Raw genomic sequence first — 18,602 nt, 5'->3', positions numbered from 1 at the left:
GCCTCAAGGAGTGAGCGCGACACGGAATCCATGCGTGGGGTAACGGACGTTGGTATCATAGCCATCGCGGTTGGATGGCCGCACGTATCTCGAATCGTTCTTCCAGGAGCCCGAGCGCAGGACGTGCGATGAGCAGTCGCCGCCGGTCCATGCCGAACCGTCGACCGGTGCACCCTGATAATTCTTGTGCCAGCAATCCTCGACCCACTGGTCGACGCCGCCGCCCATGTCGTGGAGCCCGAAGGGATTGGGCTTGAAGCTGCCAACCTTCGCCGGCTGCTCGGCTGCGAGGTCGCCGCAATCCTTGCATCCGGCCATGCCAGGCTGGAGCTTGTCGCCCCACCAATACTTTGTCTGCGTACCGCCGCGCGCCGCGTATTCCCATTCGGCCTCGCTCGGAAGTCGGTACGGCTTCTTCGTCGCCTTGGAGAGATACGCCACATATTGCTGCGCGTCAGTCCAGCTCACATTGCTGACCGGCGCGTCGTCCTTGCCGGTCGCGGTGAAAGCACAAGCCTTCGCGGCCGCGCATTCGTTCCACTCCCGCACCGTGACCGGATATTTTCCGATCGAGAACGGTTTGATCGTGACCTGGTGGACGGGACGCTCGGTCGGATCGTCGTTGCTTCCCATGGCGAAGCTGCCGCCGCGAATGGCGATCATCTCGGGTTCCCGGACCGGCGTCACCGATGGACTGGATGCCGGAGACGGTGAAGGCGATGCTGCGGGCGATGGCACCGTTGTGGGCACCGGAGAAGCCGCGGGTGCGGCTTGTGGCGCCGGTGCTGCCGGACTCGGTAACGACGGAACGGATTGCGGCGTCGGCGAAGCCAACGGCGCCGCGATCGGGGGAGCGGCAGCCTGTTGCCCCACCTGGCTGCGGTGCTGCACCAGCACGTACCAAAGCACGTAGCCGGCAATCACCAGCAATGCCGTGATCAGAAGAATGAGCAGGACGTTCTCGCGCCGGCTTCGTGTCTTGCCGACGGCATCTGCATCCGGCAGCACGCGATAGACGCGCACGGGATCGGTGATGTTCTTGACCTTGCGGTCGCCGAGCGACTCATAACCGCACACGATCTTGTGCTTGATCTGCTCGTAGATCGCCCCGGATATGTAGACCTGCCCCGGCTCTGCGATGCCCTCGATACGCGTGGCGATGTTGACGCCGTCACCATAGATGTCGTCCGGCTCCACAATGACGTCACCGAGATTGACGCCAATCCGATATTCGAGCCGGGAATGCTTGGGAATCGAGGCGTTGCGACCGACGAGATTCTGCTGGATGACGATGCTGCATCGAACGGCCTCGACGGGACTGTCGAAAATGGCGATGAAGCCGTCGCCGGTCGTCTTCACCAGACTCCCATGGTGCTCGACAATGCTGGGTTGGATGATGTCGCGCTCGATCCGCTTGACGCGGGCATGCGTGCCTTCCTCGTCGGCCTGCATCAACCGGCTGTAGGAGGCGATGTCACCGACGATGATCGCGGCGAGACGACGAGGCAGTCCGCTGTGCGGCGGCGGCTCATCGGGATTTCCGGGTCTGAAGTTGCGAATTTCACCCATGCGGGGACTCCACAAACTTACAAGGCAGCCCCAGCCTACGACTGCCAAAGGCGGTCGTCTGTGAAGGCTACCACATTGACGAAACGAGACAATGTCGCAGCAAGCACCGGCGTCGGGTTCCGAGGAATCAAGTCGTCGCACCCGTTGAACCTTCTCGATTGGAGTGGTGACTAAGGCCCGCCGTGGCCGCTGCCCGACATCGAGCGACGTGCGGCGGTTGAACGCGCTCCACTGCGCCTGCGACCAATGACAGACCGGCCCGCGGATGGCGGGCCAATGCCCATCAGGCGTTCGGTGCGATCATGAAGCTTGCCCTTGTCCTTCCGCTCGCCCTGGCTGCATTCATCGGCACTGCCCGGGCCGAGGACGGCGACGATATTCGCGAGGCCAGCAAGGCCGAGGCAGAGACGTTCAATACGCGCATGTATGCGGGCGCCCCCGGCAACAAGGCCTATGCCTGCTTCGTCCGCCGCTACGATGCCGACCATCTGGCGCGGCACCCGAAGCAGAAGGTCGCTTCGATGAAGCTGCTGGTCTCGGCGGAAGTCGACAAGGAGGACAAGGAGCTCCACAACTCCTTCCGCCTCGGCTTCAGGTACCGTCATCGCAGCGGCGATTTCGATTCCAGCGGCTCGTGCAACCACGCCGTGTTCACCAAGAGCGGCAACGAGGTGCGGCTCGGCTGCGGCGTCGATTGCGAGGGCGGCGGCATCGGCGTTGCGCTCTCCAAGGACGACAAGTCGGCGATCGTCCGGCTCGAACGGGTGCGCGTCTGGCAGAACAACAAGCCGGACGACGATGCCGAGCATTCGCTGACCGCCGGCGCCGACGACAAGATCTTCCGCCTCGACCGCACCGATAACAGCGAATGCGCTTCGCTGGTGACCGATCGCAAGGAACTCGCGGCGCTACGCCACAAGTGATATGCCTTCGGCAAATTTGGCCTCGTCGAAGGAAATCGCCATGAACCGCCGGAACATCTTGTGGAGCGCCATCTCGGCACTGGGTGCAGCGCTCGGCGCCTCCAGCGCGAAAGCCGCAACGGAGGCGGGCACCGGCGCCAAGCTGAAGGTGGTCTATCACCTCAGCGATGCCGAGAAGGTCAATTTCGTGCTCGGCAACATCCAGAACCACATCGACGGCGTCGGCGGCCCCGAGCATGTGACGATCGCGCTGGTGATCCACGGCCCGGCGCTGAAGGCGTTTCACTCGGCGCAGGCCAATCCCGATGTCAGCAAGCGCGTCGGCGATTTCTCCAAGGACGGCGTCGAGCTCGCCGCCTGCGGCAACACGATGAAAGCGCAGAACGTCACGCTCAACGAGCTGCTGCCGGGTTTCGTCAACGCCGAGAAGGGCGGCGTGGTCCGGTTGGCCGAGCTGCAATCGCAGGGGTATCTGTATCTCCGGCCGTAGGGGCAGCGCAGTCGCGCCGCATTCCTCGGTCGTTGCGAGCGCAGCGACTTGTCCGCCGAAGCCTTAGCGAAGGCGGAAGCAATCCAGAATCCTTCCGCGGAGGCAGACTGGATTGCTTCATCGCAAGCGCTCCTCGCAATGACGTGGAGAGGGCTGCGCCAGCCATCGCCATATCTCCCGTCCTACTTGACTAACCTATAACTCTACGGTTATGCATAAACCATAACTTCCTAGTTATGGATCCCGCATGCCCTCCACCCCCGACCTCCTGTTCAGGACGCTCGCCGACCCGACCCGGCGGGCGATCTTCGAACGGCTGTGCCGGGAGGGGGAGCAGACGGTCGGGGCGCTGACGGCGCGATCCGGCGTGTCGCAGCCGGCGGTGTCGAAACATCTCGGCGCGTTGAAGCAGGCGGGCTTGGTGCGCGACCGCCATGAAGGACGGCAGACCCATTACAGCGCGCAGCCCGGTGCGCTCAATCCGCTGATCGACTGGACCGGCCAGATGGCCGGGTTCTGGCAGAAAAGGCTCGACGCTCTCGACGATCTCCTGAAGAGGATGGACCAATGAACGAACCCGCCGAGACGCGCTCCGTCGTTATCGAGCGCGAATTTGCTTATCCGGCCGAGCGGCTCTGGCGCGCGCTGACGCAGCCGCATCTGATCGAGGAATGGCTGATGAAGAACGATTTCAAGCCGGTCGTCGGCCATCGCTTCAACCTGCGCGGCGAGTGGGGCGGCGTGCTGGATTGCGAGGTGCTCACCATCGAGCCGCAGAAGACGCTGGCCTACACCTGGAATTTCTCGCATGAGGACGCCGCCTTCGATCTGAAAAGCATCGTCACCTTCACGCTGACGCCGACCAGCGCGGGTACGCATCTGCGCGTCGAGCAGGCGGGCTTCCGCCCGACGCAGAAGCAGGCGTTCGGTGGCGCGCATGCCGGCTGGAAGCAGTTCCTGGCCAAGCTGGACGATTTGCTGGCGCGGGCGAGCTAGCTCCGCCGGCGTCCATTTCGATCAATCCAACAGGAGGTCCCCAATGAGCACGCAGATGTGGATTCGGCAAATTCACCGCTGGCTGTCGATGGCATTCACGCTCGCCGTCATCGCCAACATCGTGGCGATGACGATGCAGGTCCAGGCCGTGTGGATCGGCTTCCTGGCGCTGGTGCCGCTGATTCCGCTGCTCGCGACCGGGCTGTATCTGTTCGCGCTGCCTTATCGCGGCCGCAGCAACGCGTGAACGAGGCCATGATGAAGAAGCCCGTGGCGGCGAAGACGAGCAGCGCGAAGGAAGCAGGCAACGCTTCGCCATCAAAACTGATCGACGGCCGGATCAAGGAGCTCGGCGACTGGCGCGGCGCGATGCTCGCGCGCGTCCGCGGCCTGATCAGGGAAGCCGATCCTGACGTCGTGGAGGCGTGGAAATGGCGCGGCGTTCCCGTGTGGGAGCACGACGGCATCATCTGCACCGGCGAGACCTACAAGGAGGTGGTGAAGCTGACCTTCGCCAAGGGCGCGGCGCTGGCCGATCCCGCAGGTCTCTTCAATTCCAGCCTCGACGGCAATGTGCGCCGCGCGATCGACATCCGCGAGGGCGACAAGGTCAACGAGAAGGCGTTGAAGGCGCTGATCCGCGCGGCGGTGGAGCTGAATGCGTCGAAGAAGAAGCCGGGGAAGCGATTAGCCTAGGCGCGATGCCCATCTTCTCTTGAGCCGCCGCGGGCTCCACCTCTCCCGCTTGCGGGAGAGGTCGGCGCGTAGCGCCGGGAGAGGGCTCTCTCCTCTGGGGAGCCCCACTGCGGAGATACCCTCTCCCAGCCCTCTCCCGCAAGCGGGGGAGGGAGCGCACCGTCTTCGGCGCGCGAGCTTCACTTCAAAAGAGGAGACAGCCTCACGCCACTGCGGCGGGGATCGGGCGCGGGCTGACGACGTATTCGCGCAAGACCTTGTCGTTGGCGTCGACCTCGATCAGCGCGACGTCGTAGGTCCAGAGGTCGGCCAGGTGCTGCAGCACGCGCTTGGCGTCGGTCTCGTTGAGCTGCGAGCCCTTGATGACGTGGTGATGCAGGATCAGGCGGCGGTCGCCGGAGAGATCGACGTCGACCACCTCGATATTGGCGTCGATGAAGCCGACATCGTGCTGCCGTGCCAGCTCGCGGCGGACGCGGCGGAAGCCGCGCTCGTCGTGGATGGCATCGACGCGGATACCGGCACGCTCCTCGGGATCATCGTGCAGGTGGAACATGCGGAAGTGCCGCATCAATTTGGGGCTCAGGAACTGGCCGATGAAGCTTTCGTCGCGGTAATTGGCCCAGACGTCGCGCAACACGCCCATGACGTCGTTCTTGCCGGCGATGTCGGGGAACCACTCGCGGTCCTCGTCTTCCGGATTGGTGACGATGCGCTCGATGTCCTGCATCACCGCAAAGCCGAGCGCGTAAGGGTTGAAGCCGGAGAAGCGCGGGTCGTCGAACTCGGGCTGGAACACCACGTTGGTGTGCGACCCCAGGAATTCCAGGAAGTTGCCGTCGCTGATCCGACCCTGCTCGTGCAGCTTGGTCATGATGCGATAGTGGACGTAGGTCGCCGTCCCCTCGTTCATGACCTTGGTCTGGCTCTGCGGATAGAAATATTGCGCGATGTGGCGGACGATGCGGAGCAGCTCGCGCTGCCAGGGCGCCAGCCGCGGCGCGCTCTTCTCCAGGAAATAGAGCAAATTCTCCTGCGGCAAGCCGAGCAGCTTGCGGCGGCGCTCGATGCTGAGCGTGGACCGGCTCTTGGCGGCGCCCTTCGGCACCGTGCGCCAGAGATCGTTGAAGACCTCCTCCTCGTGCTGGCGGCGGCGCCCTGCCCGCTTCTCCTCGGCGCGCAGGTCGAGCTTCTTCTTGCCGGGATAACGGTCGATGCCGTGCGACATCAGCGCGTGCGCGGCATCGAGCGTGCGCTCGACCTCGATGCGGCCGTAGCGATCCTCGCACTGCATGACGTAGTTCTTGGCGAAGTCGAGATAGTCCAGGATGCCGTCGGCATCGGTCCACTGCTTGAACAGATAATTGTTCTTGAAGAAATGGTTGTGGCCGAAGGCGGCGTGCGCGATCACCAGTGTCTGCATCGTCGCCGTGTTCTCCTCCATCAGATAGGAGATGCAGGGCGAGGAGTTGATGACGATCTCATAGGCGAGCCCCATCAGGCCCTTGCGGTAGGACGCCTCATGGAACGCAAAGTGCTTGCCGAACGACCAGTGCTTGTAGAACAAGGGCATGCCGACCGACGAATAGGCGTCCAGCATCTGCTCGGCGGTGATCACCTCGATCTGGTTCGGATAGACGTCGAGGCCGAGATCCTTCAACGCCACCTCCTCGCAGGCATCGGTGATGCGCTGCAAGGTGTGGAAATCCCAATCGGCGCCTTCGAACAAACGTTCCGTCATGGAGCGGCCTTCTCCTGGGCAGTGTCGCGGCGCTGGAATAGATCGTGGAATACCGGAAAGATCTCGCTGCGCTCCGAGACCTTGCGCATCGAGAGCGGCGCGCCGCTGTTGCGCAGGCGTTCGTAGAGGCTCCAGAGCGAGGAGTCGGAGAGATCGAAGGCGCTGCCGCCGGCCTCGCCGACCTCGAGATAGGCGAAGAACTGGCAGACCGGCAGGATCTTCTCGGTCAGCAGGAGGCCCGTGAGTTCGCCGTCGGAATAGGAATTGTCGCCGTCGGAAGCCTGCGCGGCGTAGATGTTCCAGTCCGATGGATTGAAGCGCTCGCGCACGATCTCGTGCATCGCCTGCAGCGCGCTGGAGACCAGCGTGCCGCCCGAGGCCGGACCGTAGAAGAAGGTCTGCTCGTCGACCTCCTCGGCACGGTCGGTGTGGCGGATGAAGACGATCTCGACGTGCTTGTAGCGCCGCTTCAGGAACACGTAGAGCAGCATATAGAAGCGTTTCGCCAGATCCTTCATGTGCTCGGACATCGAGCCGGAGACGTCCATCAGGCAGAACATCACCGCCTGCGCGACGGGCTTGGGCACCGTCTCGAAGCGCCGGTAGCGGATGTCGAGCGGATCGATGAAGGGGATGCGCTTCGACTTTGCTTTCAGCGCATCGAGCTGGGCCACGAGAGCCGCACGCTCGTCCTCGTCCGTGCAGGCCGCGATTGCGGCTTCCAGCTCTTCGATCTCGTCCTTGCGCGGACGCTTCAGCGCGATGCGGCGGGCGAGCGCGAGCTTCACCGTCCGGCTCACCGAGATGTTGGCGGGCGAGCCGGTCATGGTGTAGCCGGCGCGCTGGATGCCTTCGCTCTCGGTCTGCGCGATCTTGCGCTTGGCGAGATCCGGCAGCTCGAGGTCGTCGAGGAACAGATCGACGAACTCGTCGCGGCTCAGCACGAAGCGGAAGGCGTCCTCGCTGTCGCCTTCGCCGGGGCCGGAATCCTTGGCGCTGCCCTGGCCGGAGCGCTGCAGATAGTCGCCTTCGATGAACTTCTTGTTGCCGGGCAGGACCATGTCGCGCGTCCCGCCTTCACGGCGGAAACGCGGCTCGTGCATGCCGTCGAGCGGGATCGTGACCTCACCACCCTCCAGGACGTCCTTGATGTCGCGTTCCTGCGAGGTCTTCTTGACGGCGCCCTGCACCAGGGACTTGGCCCGACGCAAGAACCGCTGGCGGTTCTCAAGACTCTTGCCGCCTGGATTCAGGCGCCTGTCAATAATGTGAATGGGCACTTTACCATTCGCCTCCCATCCGCCTCAACCGGCCTGCTTCACGCGCATGTACCATTCGACGAGCCGGCGAACCTGACGTTCGGTATAGCCGCGCTCCACCATGCGTGCGACGAACTCGCCGTGCTTCTTCTCCGTCTCGCCGTCCTTCTTCGACCCGAAGGAGATGACCGGAAGCAGGTCCTCGACCTGGGAGAATATCCGCTTTTCGATCACATCGCGAATCTTCTCGTAGGAGGTCCAGGTCGGATTCTTGCCGCCGTTCTGAGCCCGCGACCGTAACGAGAATTTGACGACCTCGTTGCGGAAGTCCTTGGGGTTGGCGATGCCCGCCGGCTTCTCGATCTTCGTCAGCTCCTGGTTCAAAAGCTCGCGATCGAGCAGCTGGCCGGTGTCGGGATCCTTGAAGTCCTGGTCCTCGATCCAGGCGTCGGCATAGTCGACGTAGCGATCGAACAGGTTCTGCCCGTAATCCGAGTAGGATTCGAGATAGGCCTTCTGGATCTCGTTGCCGATGAACTCGGCATAACGCGGCGCCAGATCCGCCTTGATGAATTCGAGATAACGCTTCTCGGTCTCCTCAGGCAGCTGCTCGCGGCGGATCGCCTGCTCCAGCGCGTACATCAGATGCACGGCGTCGGCGGCCACCTCCTGCGGATCGTGGTTGAAGGTGGCGGCCAGGATCTTGAAGGCGAAACGGGTCGAGACGCCGTCCATGCCCTCGTCGACGCCGGCGGCGTCGCGATATTCCTGGACGCTGCGCGCCTTCGGATCGGATTCCTTCAGGCTCTCGCCGTCGTAGACCCGCATCTTGCCGAACAGGGTGGAGTTCTCATGCTTGCGCAGGCGCGACATCACCGAGAACCGCGCCAGCGTCTCCAGCGTCGACGGCGCGCAAGGAGCCGCGGCGAGCTCGGAGCCCTGGATCAGCTTCTCGTAGATCTTCTGCTCCTCGGTGACCCTGAGGCAGTAGGGCACCTTGATGACGCAGATGCGGTCGATGAAGGCTTCGTTGTTCTTGTTGGCCTTGAAGCTCGCCCACTCGGCTTCGTTCGAGTGCGCCAGGATGATGCCGGTGAACGGGATCGCGCCGATGTTCTCAGTGCCAATATAATTGCCTTCCTGGGTTGCGGTCAGCAACGGGTGCAGCATCTTGATCGGCGCCTTGAACATCTCGACGAACTCGAGCACGCCCTGGTTGGCGCGGTTGAGGCCGCCGGAATAGCTGTAGGCGTCGGGATCGTTCTGGGCGTAGGTCTCGAGCTTGCGGATGTCGACCTTGCCGACCAGCGAAGAGATGTCCTGGTTGTTCTCGTCACCGGGCTCGGTCTTGGCGATCGCGATCTGGCGCAGCCGCGAGGGCTGGATCTTGGCGACCCGGAACTGCGAAATGTCGCCGCCGAACGCTTCGAGCCGCTTGTAGCACCACGGGCTCATCAGGCCGGTGAGGCGACGGCGCGGAATGCCGTACTTCTCCTCCAGCATCGGACCGAGCTGATCGGGATCGAACAGGCTGAGCGGGCTCTCGAACACCGGCGAGAGCTCGTCGCCGGCCTTGAGCACGTAGATCGGCTGCACTTCCATCAGCGACTTGAGCCGCTCGGCGAGCGAGGACTTGCCGCCGCCGACCGGGCCGAGCAGGTAGAGGATCTGCTTGCGCTCTTCGAGACCTTGCGCCGCGTGGCGGAAGAAACCGACGATGCGCTCGATGGTTTCTTCCATGCCGTAGAAGCCGGCGAAGGCCGGATAGGTGCGGATGGTGCGGTTCAAAAAAATACGGCCAAGGCGTGGGTCCTTGGCCGTGTCAATCGTCTGGGGCTCACCGATCGCCGCTAGGAGTCGTTCGGCCGCGTTCGCGTATTTCATGGGATCGCTTCGACACGATTCCAGATATTCCGCCATCGACATGTCGTGCTGGCTTCTCGCCTCGAACGACCGAGCGAAAGCGTTGAATAGAGAATCGTTGTACATGATCCCTCTCCGCGTGAGTTCCGCTACAAGCTGAAACGAAAGCAGTTACCGGAGCGTTCCTCAGGCCGTTTCGAATCAGCGTGAGCACATGACGATCATTGGACACCCGGGTGCCAACTCGACGCAACGCACAACGTAGGCACTCCATGAGTTACGAACAGGCACATGCCTGTAATTTGTGCGAATCTCTGTCTATTCTGGCTCATTTCCAGAAAATGTCACTCGGTCGCCACATCCGGGCGTTCCCGGATATGACCCCATCCGGCGATGCAGCATAGCGGTCCGGGAGCGGCGATCTTATGACGCTTGTACGGCGAAGCCTTGCGGCCGCCGTTCATCTTCCTGCTGCAATGCGGTGCGCGCGCTGATGCCAGCGTGGAAGTCGCGACAAGCGCGCAGCAATGTATCAAAATCGGTCGCTAGGCCCTCCGAGCGGATGACGATGCGGCCATCCTGCGCGCGACGGGCCAGGGTCGGGATGGCGGACAGTTGGCGCTGCAGCGCCGGCGAGGGCGTGAGCACGATCGCCTTGTGGCCGCGGCTTTCTTCAGCCGAAATCTCCGCGATCGATTCCCAGAGGAGAAATTCATTGCCGATACGGAGATCGCGGATGCCGTAGGGGGTGACGACCACCACCGCTCCTCGTTCGGCGGGAAGCATCCAGATCAGCCAGGAGGTGACCAGGCCAAACACGACGACGCCGGCATAACCGACCATCGTATCGTAGCCGCCGGGCCCGTCCCACCAGTCGAAGGCAAGGCTCGCACTGAGCAGGGTCATGGCAAAGCCCGCCGCGACCAGCAGCCGCAGCTGCGTCACGCAGCGGTTGATTTCGAGATCGCGCGATGCGTCGATGCTGACCGACGCAACCGCTGGCTGGCTGTCGGCGACGGCCAGACCTTTCTTCTTATTGGCGTACATGCTCTTCCCCCAGCATGGCCATTCGCGGCCGAGCCACGATGCGACGGCGGATCGAAATCCGCCGGTGGCACTCTACGCAACCACTGGCCGACGCGGCGCGACGGCTGACATTACGCAAGGAGACCTCGGCCCTGTCCTCTGGCCAACGACTTTTACGCAACATAGCCCTGCCCGCCTGGATCGCCATGATCGCGACGGAGTTACACTGGAGGGTATGACTCCCATACCCTTGATTGGTTCCCTCCCGGGTGCATGTAAGCTAGAGGATAGCGCGTCAGGACCGGCGCGAAAACCCCTCGCCCGCAGGCTTGGAGATAAATAAGCATCATGAATCCCGTCAAAGAACTGGAAAAGCACGGACAAGCGGTCTGGCTCGACTTCCTGGCCCGCGGCTTCATCGCCAAGGGCGACCTGAAGCGGCTGATCGACACCGACGGCGTCAAAGGCGTCACCTCCAATCCATCGATCTTCGAGAAGGCGATCGGCAGCTCGGACGAATACGACGCCCCGATCGGCAAGGCGCTGAAGCGCGGCGACCGCAATGTGGCCGATTTGTTCGAGGCCGTCGCGGTCGAGGACATCCAGAACGCCGCCGACGTGCTGCGCCCGGTCTATGACCGCCTCAAGGGTGGCGACGGTTATGTCAGCCTGGAGGTGTCGCCCTATCTCGCCATGGACACATCAGGCACGATCGCGGAGGCGCGGCGGCTCTGGAAGGACGTTAGTCGCAAGAACCTGATGGTGAAGGTGCCGGCGACACCGGAGGGTCTGCCGGCGATCGAGCAGCTGATCAGCGAGGGCATCAGCATCAACATCACGCTGCTGTTCTCCAAGGCCGTCTATCTCGAGGTGGCGGAGGCCTACATCGCCGGTCTCGAGACCTACGTCGCCGGCGGCGGCGATCCCTCGCACGTGGCCAGCGTCGCCAGCTTCTTCGTCAGCCGGATCGATTCGGTGGTCGACAAGCAGCTGGACGAGAAGATCGCCCGCGCCAACGATCCGTCCGAGAAGGAGCGACTCGCCGCGCTCAAGGGCAAGGTCGCGATCGCCAACGCCAAGCTCGCCTACCAGGACTACAAGCGCCTGTTCTCAGGCCCCCGCTGGGAGAAGCTTGCCGCCAAGGGCGCCAAGCCGCAGCGCATGCTGTGGGCCTCGACCGGCACCAAGAACAAGGACTACAGCGACGTCCTCTACGTCGAGGAGCTGATCGGTCCCGACACCATCAACACCGTGCCGCCGGCAACGCTGGATGCGTTCCGCGACCACGGCAAGCCGCGCGACAGTCTGGAGGAGAATGTCGAGGACGCGAAGCGCGTGCTGGAGGAGCTGGAGCGCTCCGGCATCTCGCTCGATGCGATCACCGAGGAGCTGGTCAAGGACGGCGTCAAGCTGTTTGCGGATGCCGCCGACAAGCTCTACGGCGCCGTCGCCCGCAAGCGCGCGGTCGTGCTCGGGCCCGCACTCGACCGCCAGCAGCTTTCGCTGGGCGACGGGCTCGGCAAGGCGCTGGCCAAGACCACCGAGGAGTGGCGGGCGTCGGCCAGGATCCGCAGGCTGTGGCAGCGCGACAAATCGGTCTGGACCGGTGCGGACGAGGACAAATGGCTGGGCTGGCTCGACAGCCCGCACCAGGCCGACATTGCCGATTACGAGGACTATGCCGGCCGCGTGAAGGGGCAGCAATTCTCCGACGCCGTCGTGCTCGGCATGGGCGGATCCAGCCTCGGCCCCGAGGTGCTGGCCGAGACCTTCGGCAAGAAGCCCGGCTTCCCCAAGCTGCACGTGCTCGATTCCACCGACCCGGCGCAGGTCCGGGCGATGGAGGCGAAGATCGACATCACCAACACCGTCTTCATCGTCTCCAGCAAGTCCGGCGGCACCACCGAGCCGAACGCGATGAAGGACTATTTCCATGAGCAGGTCGCCAAGGCGGTGGGGGCAAAGGTGAAGACCGGCCATCGCTTCATCGCGGTGACCGATCCCGGCTCGTCGCTGGAGAAGGCGGCGAAGCAGCTGAACTATGCCCGCGTCTTCCATGGCGAGCCCTCGATCGGCGGGCGCTATTCGGTGCTCTCACCGTTCGGGCTGGTGCCGGCGGCGACCGCGGGCATCGACGTCAAGACCTTCGTCAAGCATGCGCTGGCGATGGCCCGCTCCTGTGGCCCGGACGTGCCGCCGTCCGAAAATCCGGGCGTGCAGCTCGGCCTTGCCATGGGTCTCGCGGGACTCGAAGGCCGCGACAAGGTGACGATCCTTGCGTCGAGGAAGATCGCCGATTTCGGCGCCTGGGCCGAGCAGCTGATCGCGGAATCGACCGGCAAGGAGGGCAAGGGCCTGATCCCGATCGAGGGCGAGCCGCTGGGCGATCCCTCCGTTTACGGCAATGACCGCTTCTTCATCGACATCCGTGTCGAAGGCGAAGCGGACGCCGCACACGATTCCCAGCTTGCCGCGATCGAGGCGGCGGGTCATCCCGTGGTGCGCATCGTCATGAAGTCGATCGAGCATCTCGGCCAGGAATTCTTCCGCTTCGAGATGGCAACCGCCGTGGCCGGCAGCATTCTCGGCATCAACCCGTTCGACCAGCCCGACGTGGAAGCGGCCAAGATCAAGACCCGCGAGCTCACGGCCGCGTTCGAGAAGACCGGCAAGCTGCCGGCCGAAGAGCCGGTGGTCAGCACCAAGGACGCCGATCTCTACACCGACGAGGCCAATGCCACGGCGCTGCGCGCCGCCGGCGCCAATGGCGATCTCAGCTCCTGGCTGAAGGCGCATCTGTCGCGATCCAGCGATGGAGACTACGTCGCCCTGCTCGGCTACATCGCGCGCGACAAAGCCACGATCGACGCGCTCCAGGCGATGCGGCTCGAGGTGCGCGAGAAGCGGCACGTCGCGACCTGCGCCGAGTTCGGCCCGCGCTTCCTGCACTCGACGGGACAGGCTTACAAGGGCGGGCCCGACAGCGGCGTGTTCCTCCAGATCACCGCGGACGATGCCAAGGACCTGCCTGTGCCGGGCCAGAAGGCGAGCTTCGGCGTGATCAAGGCGGCGCAGGCGCGCGGCGATTTCGACGTGCTGACGGAGCGCGGCCGGCGCGCGTTGCGCGTGCACCTGAAGGGCGGGCTCAAGAAAGGCCTCGCCGCGCTCAATGCGGCGCTCAACGACGCGCTGAACTAAAGGAATGATGCAGATGCAACTCGGCATGATCGGCCTCGGCCGAATGGGCGGCAACATCGTTCGCCGCCTGATGCGCCACGGGCATTCGACGGTGGTCTACGACAAGGATGCGAAGGCCGTCGCCGGCCTTGCCGCAGACGGCGCGGTCGGCTCGGCGACGCTGGAAGAGTTCGTCGCCAAGCTGGAGCGGCCGCGCACGGCCTGGGTGATGCTGCCGGCTGGACGCATCACCGAGACCACGATCGAGACGATCGCCGGCGTGATGCAGGAAGGCGACGTCATCATCGACGGCGGCAACACCTTTTGGCAGGACGACGTCCGCCGCGGCAAGGCGCTGAAGGCGCGCGGCATCCATTATGTCGATGTCGGCACCTCGGGCGGCGTCTGGGGGCTCGACCGCGGTTACTGCATGATGATCGGCGGCGAGAAGCAGGTGGTCGACCGGCTCGATCCGATCTTCGCGGCGCTCGCGCCGGGCGCCGGCGACATTCCGCGCACGCCGGGGCGCGACGGCCGCGATCCCCGCATCGAGCAGGGCTACATTCACGCCGGCCCCGTCGGCGCCGGGCACTTCGTCAAGATGATCCACAACGGCATCGAATACGGCCTGATGCAGGCCTATGCCGAAGGTTTCGACATCCTCAAGAACGCCAATATCGAGGCCCTGCCGGCAGATCACCGCTACGATTTCGATCTCGCCGACATCGCCGAAGTCTGGCGGCGCGGCAGCGTGATTCCATCCTGGCTGCTCGACCTCACCTCGACTGCGCTCGCCGACAGTCCGCAACTTGCCGAATATTCCGGCTTCGTGGAGGATTCCGGCGAAGGACGCTGGACCGTGAATGCCGCGATCGACGAGGCCGTGCCGGCCGAGGTCCTGACCGCGGCGCTCTACACACGTTTCCGGTCCCGCAAGGAACACACCTTCGCCGAAAAAATTCTCTCCGCGATGCGTGCAGGGTTCGGCGGGCACAAGGAGCCGGGCGCGGCGAAGCCAAAGTAACGAGTGAACCAAGCGAAGGCCGACTATTCGTGACAAAAGACCCGCAGCCAAAGCGCAAGCCGGAAAATTGCGCCTTCGTCATCTTTGGCGTCACCGGCGATCTCACCCATCGTCTGGTGATGCCGTCGCTCTACAATCTGGCCGCCGAGCATCTGTTGCCGGAAAAATTCTGCGTCGTCGGCGTCGCCCGCAGGGGCCAGTCCGATGAGGAGCTGCGCGACAGCCTGCTGAAGGGCTTGCGGCAATTTGCGACGCGCCCCGTCGACGACGACATCGCGACGAGGCTGCTGGAATGCGTGACCTTCGTCGAGGCCGATCCGAAGGATCCGCCCTCCTTCGATCGCCTGCACCAGCATCTGGATTCGCTGGAATGCGCGCAGGACACCGGCGGCAACCGGCTGTTCTATCTGGCGACGCCGCCCGCCGCGTTCGCGCCGACCGCGCGGGAGCTCGGCCGCACCGGCATGATGAAGGAGAACGGCGCCTGGCGGCGGCTCGTGATCGAGAAGCCGTTCGGCACCGACCTTGCCTCGGCCCGCGCGCTGAATGCCGAGCTGCTGAAGATCATGGACGAGCACCAGATTTACCGGATCGACCATTATCTCGGCAAGGAAACGGTGCAGAACATCCTGGTGCTGCGGTTTGCCAACGGCATGTTCGAGCCGATCTGGAATCGCAACCACATCGACCACATCCAGATCACCGTGGAGGAGAAGCTCGGCGTCGGCCACCGCGGCGGCTTCTACGATGCCACCGGCGCGCTGCGCGACATGGTGCCGAACCACCTGTTCCAGCTGATGTCGCTGGTCGCGATGGAGCCGCCCGCCCGCTTCGACGCACATTCCGTGCGCTCCGAGAAGGCGGACGTGCTCACCGCGATCCAGCAGCCCAGCCGGGAAGAGGCGCTGAAGAATTCGGTGCGCGCGCAATATCTCGCCGGCCGCATCGGCGACGACGAGATCACGGACTATCGCAAGACCGCGGACGTCAAGCCTGGCAGCACCACCGAGACCTATGTCGCGCTGAAGCTGATGATCGACAATTGGCGCTGGGCCGGCGTGCCGTTCTATTTGCGCACCGGCAAGGCGCTCAAGCACAAGCGCACCGAGGTCGCGATCAAGTTCAAGCAGGCGCCGCTGTCGATGTTTTCAGGCACGGACGTCGACCGGCTGTCGCAGAACTTCCTCACCATCGGCATCGCCCCGACCGAGACGATCGAGCTCCAGTTCAACGCCAAGGTCCCGGGGCCGAGCGTCACCATCGATGGTGTCGAGATGAAGTTCCGCTACGGCGACTATTTCCGCGCCGATCCCTCGACCGGCTACGAGACGCTGATCTACGACTGCATGATCGGCGACAACATCCTGTTCCAGCGCGCGGACGGTGTCGAGGCCGGATGGCAGGCCGTGCAGCCGTTCCTGGACGCCTGGAAGAGCGCGGGCACCAACGGCATCGAAACCTATGAAGCCGGCAGCGACGGCCCTGCCTGCGCCGACGAGCTGCTCCGGCGCGACGGGCGCAGCTGGCGGAAGTACTCGTGATGGCTCTGGCCGAGCAGCCGAAGCTGATCGTCGAGGCCGATGCCGAAGCTCTCGCCCGCGCCGCGGCCGAACGGGTGATGGCGCGGATTGCGGCCAATCCCGGCCGCATCGCGGTCTGCCTCACCGGCGGCTCCAGCCCGAAGAAGCTGTATCAGTTGCTCGGCAGCGAGGCCTGGCGCAGCAGGATTCCGTGGGACCGCGTGCACTGGTTCATCGGCGACGAGCGCTTCGTGCCTGAAAGCGATCCCCTCAACAACATGGCGGTCGCGCGCGCGACCTTTCTCGACCGCGATGCGCCCGCCGGCCATATCCACCCGATCCCGACCACGGCTGACAATCCCGATGCCGCCGCGGCAGCCTATGCGCGCGAGCTGCAGGCCTTCTATGGCGCAGACCAGCTCGATCCGGCCCGCCCGCTGTTCGATCTCGTCCTGATGGGCGCGGGGCCGGACGGCCACACCGCCTCGCTGTTTCCCGGTTACCCCGAGATCGAGGAGACCCGACGCTGGGTCGTCGGCGTGCCCAAGGCGAACGTCGCGCCGTTCGTGCCGCGGGTCTCGCTCACCCTGCCCGCTTTGGCCTCCTGCCGCGAGATGCTGTTCGAGATTGCCGGGCACGACAAGCAGCCGATCTTGACGCGCCTCGTCAATGGCGAGAATCTGCCGGCCTTACGCGCGCGCTCGAACGGCGAGACCGTCTGGCTGGTCGACAAGGCCGCGCTTCCGGAGGAAATTCGTGGGCCGCGCTGAAGCACCTTGTGCATTGATCGTGATGGGCGTGTCGGGTTCGGGCAAGAGCACGGTTGCGAAGGCGCTCGGCGAGCGCCTGGGCTGGCGTTTCGAGGACGGCGACAGCTTCCATCCCGCCAGCAATGTCGAGAAGATGCGGGCCGGACATCCCCTCACCGACGAAGACCGCTGGCCCTGGCTGAATGCCATCGCCGACGAGATCGCGCTGGTGTGCGGACGCGGCGGGCACGTCATCATCGCCTGCTCGGCGCTGAAGCACGCCTATCGCGACGTGCTGCTGCGCGGCCGCGACGACGTCCGCTTCGTGTTCCTGAAGGGCACCAAGGAGGTGATCGCCGAGCGGCTCGCACAGCGCAAGGGACATTTCATGCCGCCCGGACTGTTGACCAGCCAGTTCGAGACGCTGGAGCCGCCGGAGGCGGGCGAGCACGTCATCACCGTCTCGATCGACGAGACCGTCGAGGCGATCGTGGACGGCATCGTGCGGCAATTGAAGCTGGGCGGCGCAATACCCAAGGTCTTGCCATGACGCAAATCTCACTCGTGGTCTCCGACGTCGACGGCACGCTGCTGACCAAGGACAAGACGCTGACCGAGCGCGCAAGACGCGCGGTGCAGCGGCTGCACCAGGCCGGCATCGGCTTCACCATCACCTCCAGCCGGCCGGCGATCGGCATGCGCTTTTTGATCGAGCCGCTGGCGCTGTGGCTGCCGGTCGGCCCGTTCAACGGCTCCTCGATCGTCGATCCCGAGATGCGGCCGGTCGAGCAGCACCTGATTCCGGCGCGCGCGGCCGAGCGCGCCTTGCAGATCCTGCGCGACTACGGCGCCGACATCTGGCTGTTCACCACCGACAAATGGCTGATCGACAATCCCAGCGGCAGCTACGTCGCGCACGAGCAGCACACGATCCGCGCCGATCCGACCATCGTGACCGACTTTTCGCCCTATCTTGCGAGCGCCTGCAAGATCGTCGGCGCCAGCGCCGATGCGGCCGGGCTCGCCGCTTGCGAGAAGGCGATGCAGGAAGCGCTCGGCAGTGAGGCCACCGCGGTGCGCTCGCAGACCTATTATCTCGACGTTACCCCGCCCGGCTTCAACAAGGGCACGTTCGTGCAGGCCATGGCCCAGCGCTTGGGCATCTCGACCGACGCGGTTGCCACCATCGGCGACATGCAGAACGATCTCGCGATGTTCCGCGTCAGCGGCACCTCGATCGCGATGGGCAACGCCGCCGACAATGTCAAGGACGAGGCCACGCATGTCACTGCGAGCAACGAGCAGGACGGCTTTGCCGAGGCGATGGAGATGATCTTGACGCGGAATGGGGTTGGCTAGACGGGCTGCCAGTCGGGTCACCTCTCCCGCTTGCGGGAGAGGTCGCCGCGTCCCGGACGATGCGAAGCATCGTCCCGCGCGGCGGGTGAGGGTTCTCTCCTCTTGGGGGTTCTCGCCCAGCGGAGAAGAGCCCTCTCCCCAACCCTCTCCCGCAAGCGGGAGAGGGGAGCACCGTCCTTGTGGAGGCAAAAGAGCCTGACGGCTCTTGCT

At 64.4% G+C, this 18,602-nt stretch carries 17 protein-coding genes; 12 read left to right on the top strand and 5 right to left on the bottom strand.

The window, feature by feature from the left end; all coding sequences use genetic code 11:
• Positions 1-3: 3 nt before the first annotated feature.
• Positions 4-1,569, bottom strand: a complete 1,566-nt coding sequence (locus DCG74_RS13445) for an SUMF1/EgtB/PvdO family nonheme iron enzyme (RefSeq protein ID WP_172786869.1) — start codon at positions 1,567-1,569, stop codon at positions 4-6.
• Between the two features lie 302 nt (positions 1,570-1,871).
• Here DCG74_RS13445 and DCG74_RS13440 point away from each other — a divergent pair, with 302 nt between their 5' ends.
• The 6 genes from DCG74_RS13440 to DCG74_RS13415 all read left to right on the top strand — a co-directional run bounded on the left by DCG74_RS13440 (position 1,872) and on the right by DCG74_RS13415 (position 4,674).
• Positions 1,872-2,492: a hypothetical protein gene (locus DCG74_RS13440; protein WP_172786870.1), complete on the top strand. Its 621-nt coding sequence runs from the start codon at positions 1,872-1,874 to the stop codon at positions 2,490-2,492.
• Between the two features lie 40 nt (positions 2,493-2,532).
• Positions 2,533-2,982 (top strand): DsrE family protein, encoded by a 450-nt coding sequence (locus DCG74_RS13435; RefSeq protein WP_172786871.1) that lies wholly within the window; start codon positions 2,533-2,535, stop codon positions 2,980-2,982.
• A 247-nt stretch (positions 2,983-3,229) separates the two neighbouring features.
• Entirely contained in the window at positions 3,230-3,553 is a 324-nt protein-coding gene (locus DCG74_RS13430; RefSeq protein ID WP_172786872.1) for a helix-turn-helix transcriptional regulator, read from the top strand.
• A complete protein-coding gene (locus DCG74_RS13425; protein WP_172786873.1) occupies positions 3,550-3,978 on the top strand; it encodes an SRPBCC domain-containing protein in 429 nt (142 codons plus the stop codon). The genes DCG74_RS13430 and DCG74_RS13425 overlap by 4 nt, the downstream gene beginning before the upstream one ends.
• Positions 3,979-4,021: 43 nt before the next feature.
• Positions 4,022-4,225 carry a hypothetical protein gene (locus DCG74_RS13420; RefSeq protein WP_025034403.1) on the top strand — a complete coding sequence of 68 codons (204 nt, stop codon included), beginning with the start codon at positions 4,022-4,024 and terminating at the stop codon, positions 4,223-4,225.
• Between the two features lie 11 nt (positions 4,226-4,236).
• Entirely contained in the window at positions 4,237-4,674 is a 438-nt protein-coding gene (locus DCG74_RS13415) for a DUF1801 domain-containing protein (RefSeq protein ID WP_172786991.1), read from the top strand.
• A 202-nt stretch (positions 4,675-4,876) separates the two neighbouring features.
• Here DCG74_RS13415 and DCG74_RS13410 read toward each other — a convergent pair whose 3' ends face one another.
• The 4 genes from DCG74_RS13410 to DCG74_RS13395 all read right to left on the bottom strand — a co-directional run bounded on the left by DCG74_RS13410 (position 4,877) and on the right by DCG74_RS13395 (position 10,584).
• Positions 4,877-6,415 carry a SpoVR family protein gene (locus DCG74_RS13410; protein WP_172786874.1) on the bottom strand — a complete coding sequence of 513 codons (1,539 nt, stop codon included), beginning with the start codon at positions 6,413-6,415 and terminating at the stop codon, positions 4,877-4,879.
• A complete protein-coding gene (locus DCG74_RS13405; RefSeq protein WP_172786992.1) occupies positions 6,412-7,689 on the bottom strand; it encodes a YeaH/YhbH family protein in 1,278 nt (425 codons plus the stop codon). The genes DCG74_RS13410 and DCG74_RS13405 overlap by 4 nt, the downstream gene beginning before the upstream one ends.
• 30 nt (positions 7,690-7,719) lie before the next feature.
• The gene (locus DCG74_RS13400; RefSeq protein WP_172786875.1) at positions 7,720-9,663 is read right to left on the bottom strand and encodes a PrkA family serine protein kinase; all 1,944 of its coding nucleotides are present in this window, start codon (positions 9,661-9,663) and stop codon (positions 7,720-7,722) included.
• Positions 9,664-9,960: 297 nt separating this feature from the next.
• Positions 9,961-10,584, bottom strand: coding sequence for an STM3941 family protein (locus DCG74_RS13395; RefSeq protein WP_172786876.1), 624 nt, complete (start codon positions 10,582-10,584; stop codon positions 9,961-9,963).
• 327 nt (positions 10,585-10,911) lie between these two features.
• Between DCG74_RS13395 and DCG74_RS13390 the strand changes: the two genes are divergently transcribed.
• Genes DCG74_RS13390 through DCG74_RS13365 form a run of 6 tightly spaced genes read left to right on the top strand, consistent with a single transcriptional unit; the run spans position 10,912 to position 18,392 of the window.
• Complete coding sequence (locus tag DCG74_RS13390; RefSeq protein ID WP_172786877.1) at positions 10,912-13,761, top strand: bifunctional transaldolase/phosoglucose isomerase; 2,850 nt, start codon at positions 10,912-10,914, stop codon at positions 13,759-13,761.
• Positions 13,762-13,774: 13 nt separating this feature from the next.
• Entirely contained in the window at positions 13,775-14,764 is a 990-nt protein-coding gene (gene gnd, locus DCG74_RS13385; RefSeq protein WP_172786993.1) for a phosphogluconate dehydrogenase (NAD(+)-dependent, decarboxylating), read from the top strand.
• A 29-nt stretch (positions 14,765-14,793) separates the two neighbouring features.
• Complete coding sequence (zwf, locus tag DCG74_RS13380; RefSeq protein ID WP_172786878.1) at positions 14,794-16,305, top strand: glucose-6-phosphate dehydrogenase; 1,512 nt, start codon at positions 14,794-14,796, stop codon at positions 16,303-16,305.
• Complete coding sequence (gene pgl / locus DCG74_RS13375; protein ID WP_172786994.1) at positions 16,305-17,054, top strand: 6-phosphogluconolactonase; 750 nt, start codon at positions 16,305-16,307, stop codon at positions 17,052-17,054. Before zwf ends, pgl begins: the two co-directional genes overlap by 1 nt.
• Positions 17,041-17,583 carry a gluconokinase gene (locus DCG74_RS13370; RefSeq protein WP_172786879.1) on the top strand — a complete coding sequence of 181 codons (543 nt, stop codon included), beginning with the start codon at positions 17,041-17,043 and terminating at the stop codon, positions 17,581-17,583. The genes pgl and DCG74_RS13370 overlap by 14 nt, the downstream gene beginning before the upstream one ends.
• Positions 17,580-18,392: an HAD family hydrolase gene (locus DCG74_RS13365; protein ID WP_172786880.1), complete on the top strand. Its 813-nt coding sequence runs from the start codon at positions 17,580-17,582 to the stop codon at positions 18,390-18,392. The genes DCG74_RS13370 and DCG74_RS13365 overlap by 4 nt, the downstream gene beginning before the upstream one ends.
• Positions 18,393-18,602: the final 210 nt, after the last annotated feature.

The sequence above is a fragment of the Bradyrhizobium sp. WBAH42 genome (genome assembly GCF_024585265.1).
Classification (GTDB): domain Bacteria; phylum Pseudomonadota; class Alphaproteobacteria; order Rhizobiales; family Xanthobacteraceae; genus Bradyrhizobium.
Note: the sequence above shows the minus strand (reverse complement) of the source record. Positions and strands in the feature narration are given on the sequence as shown.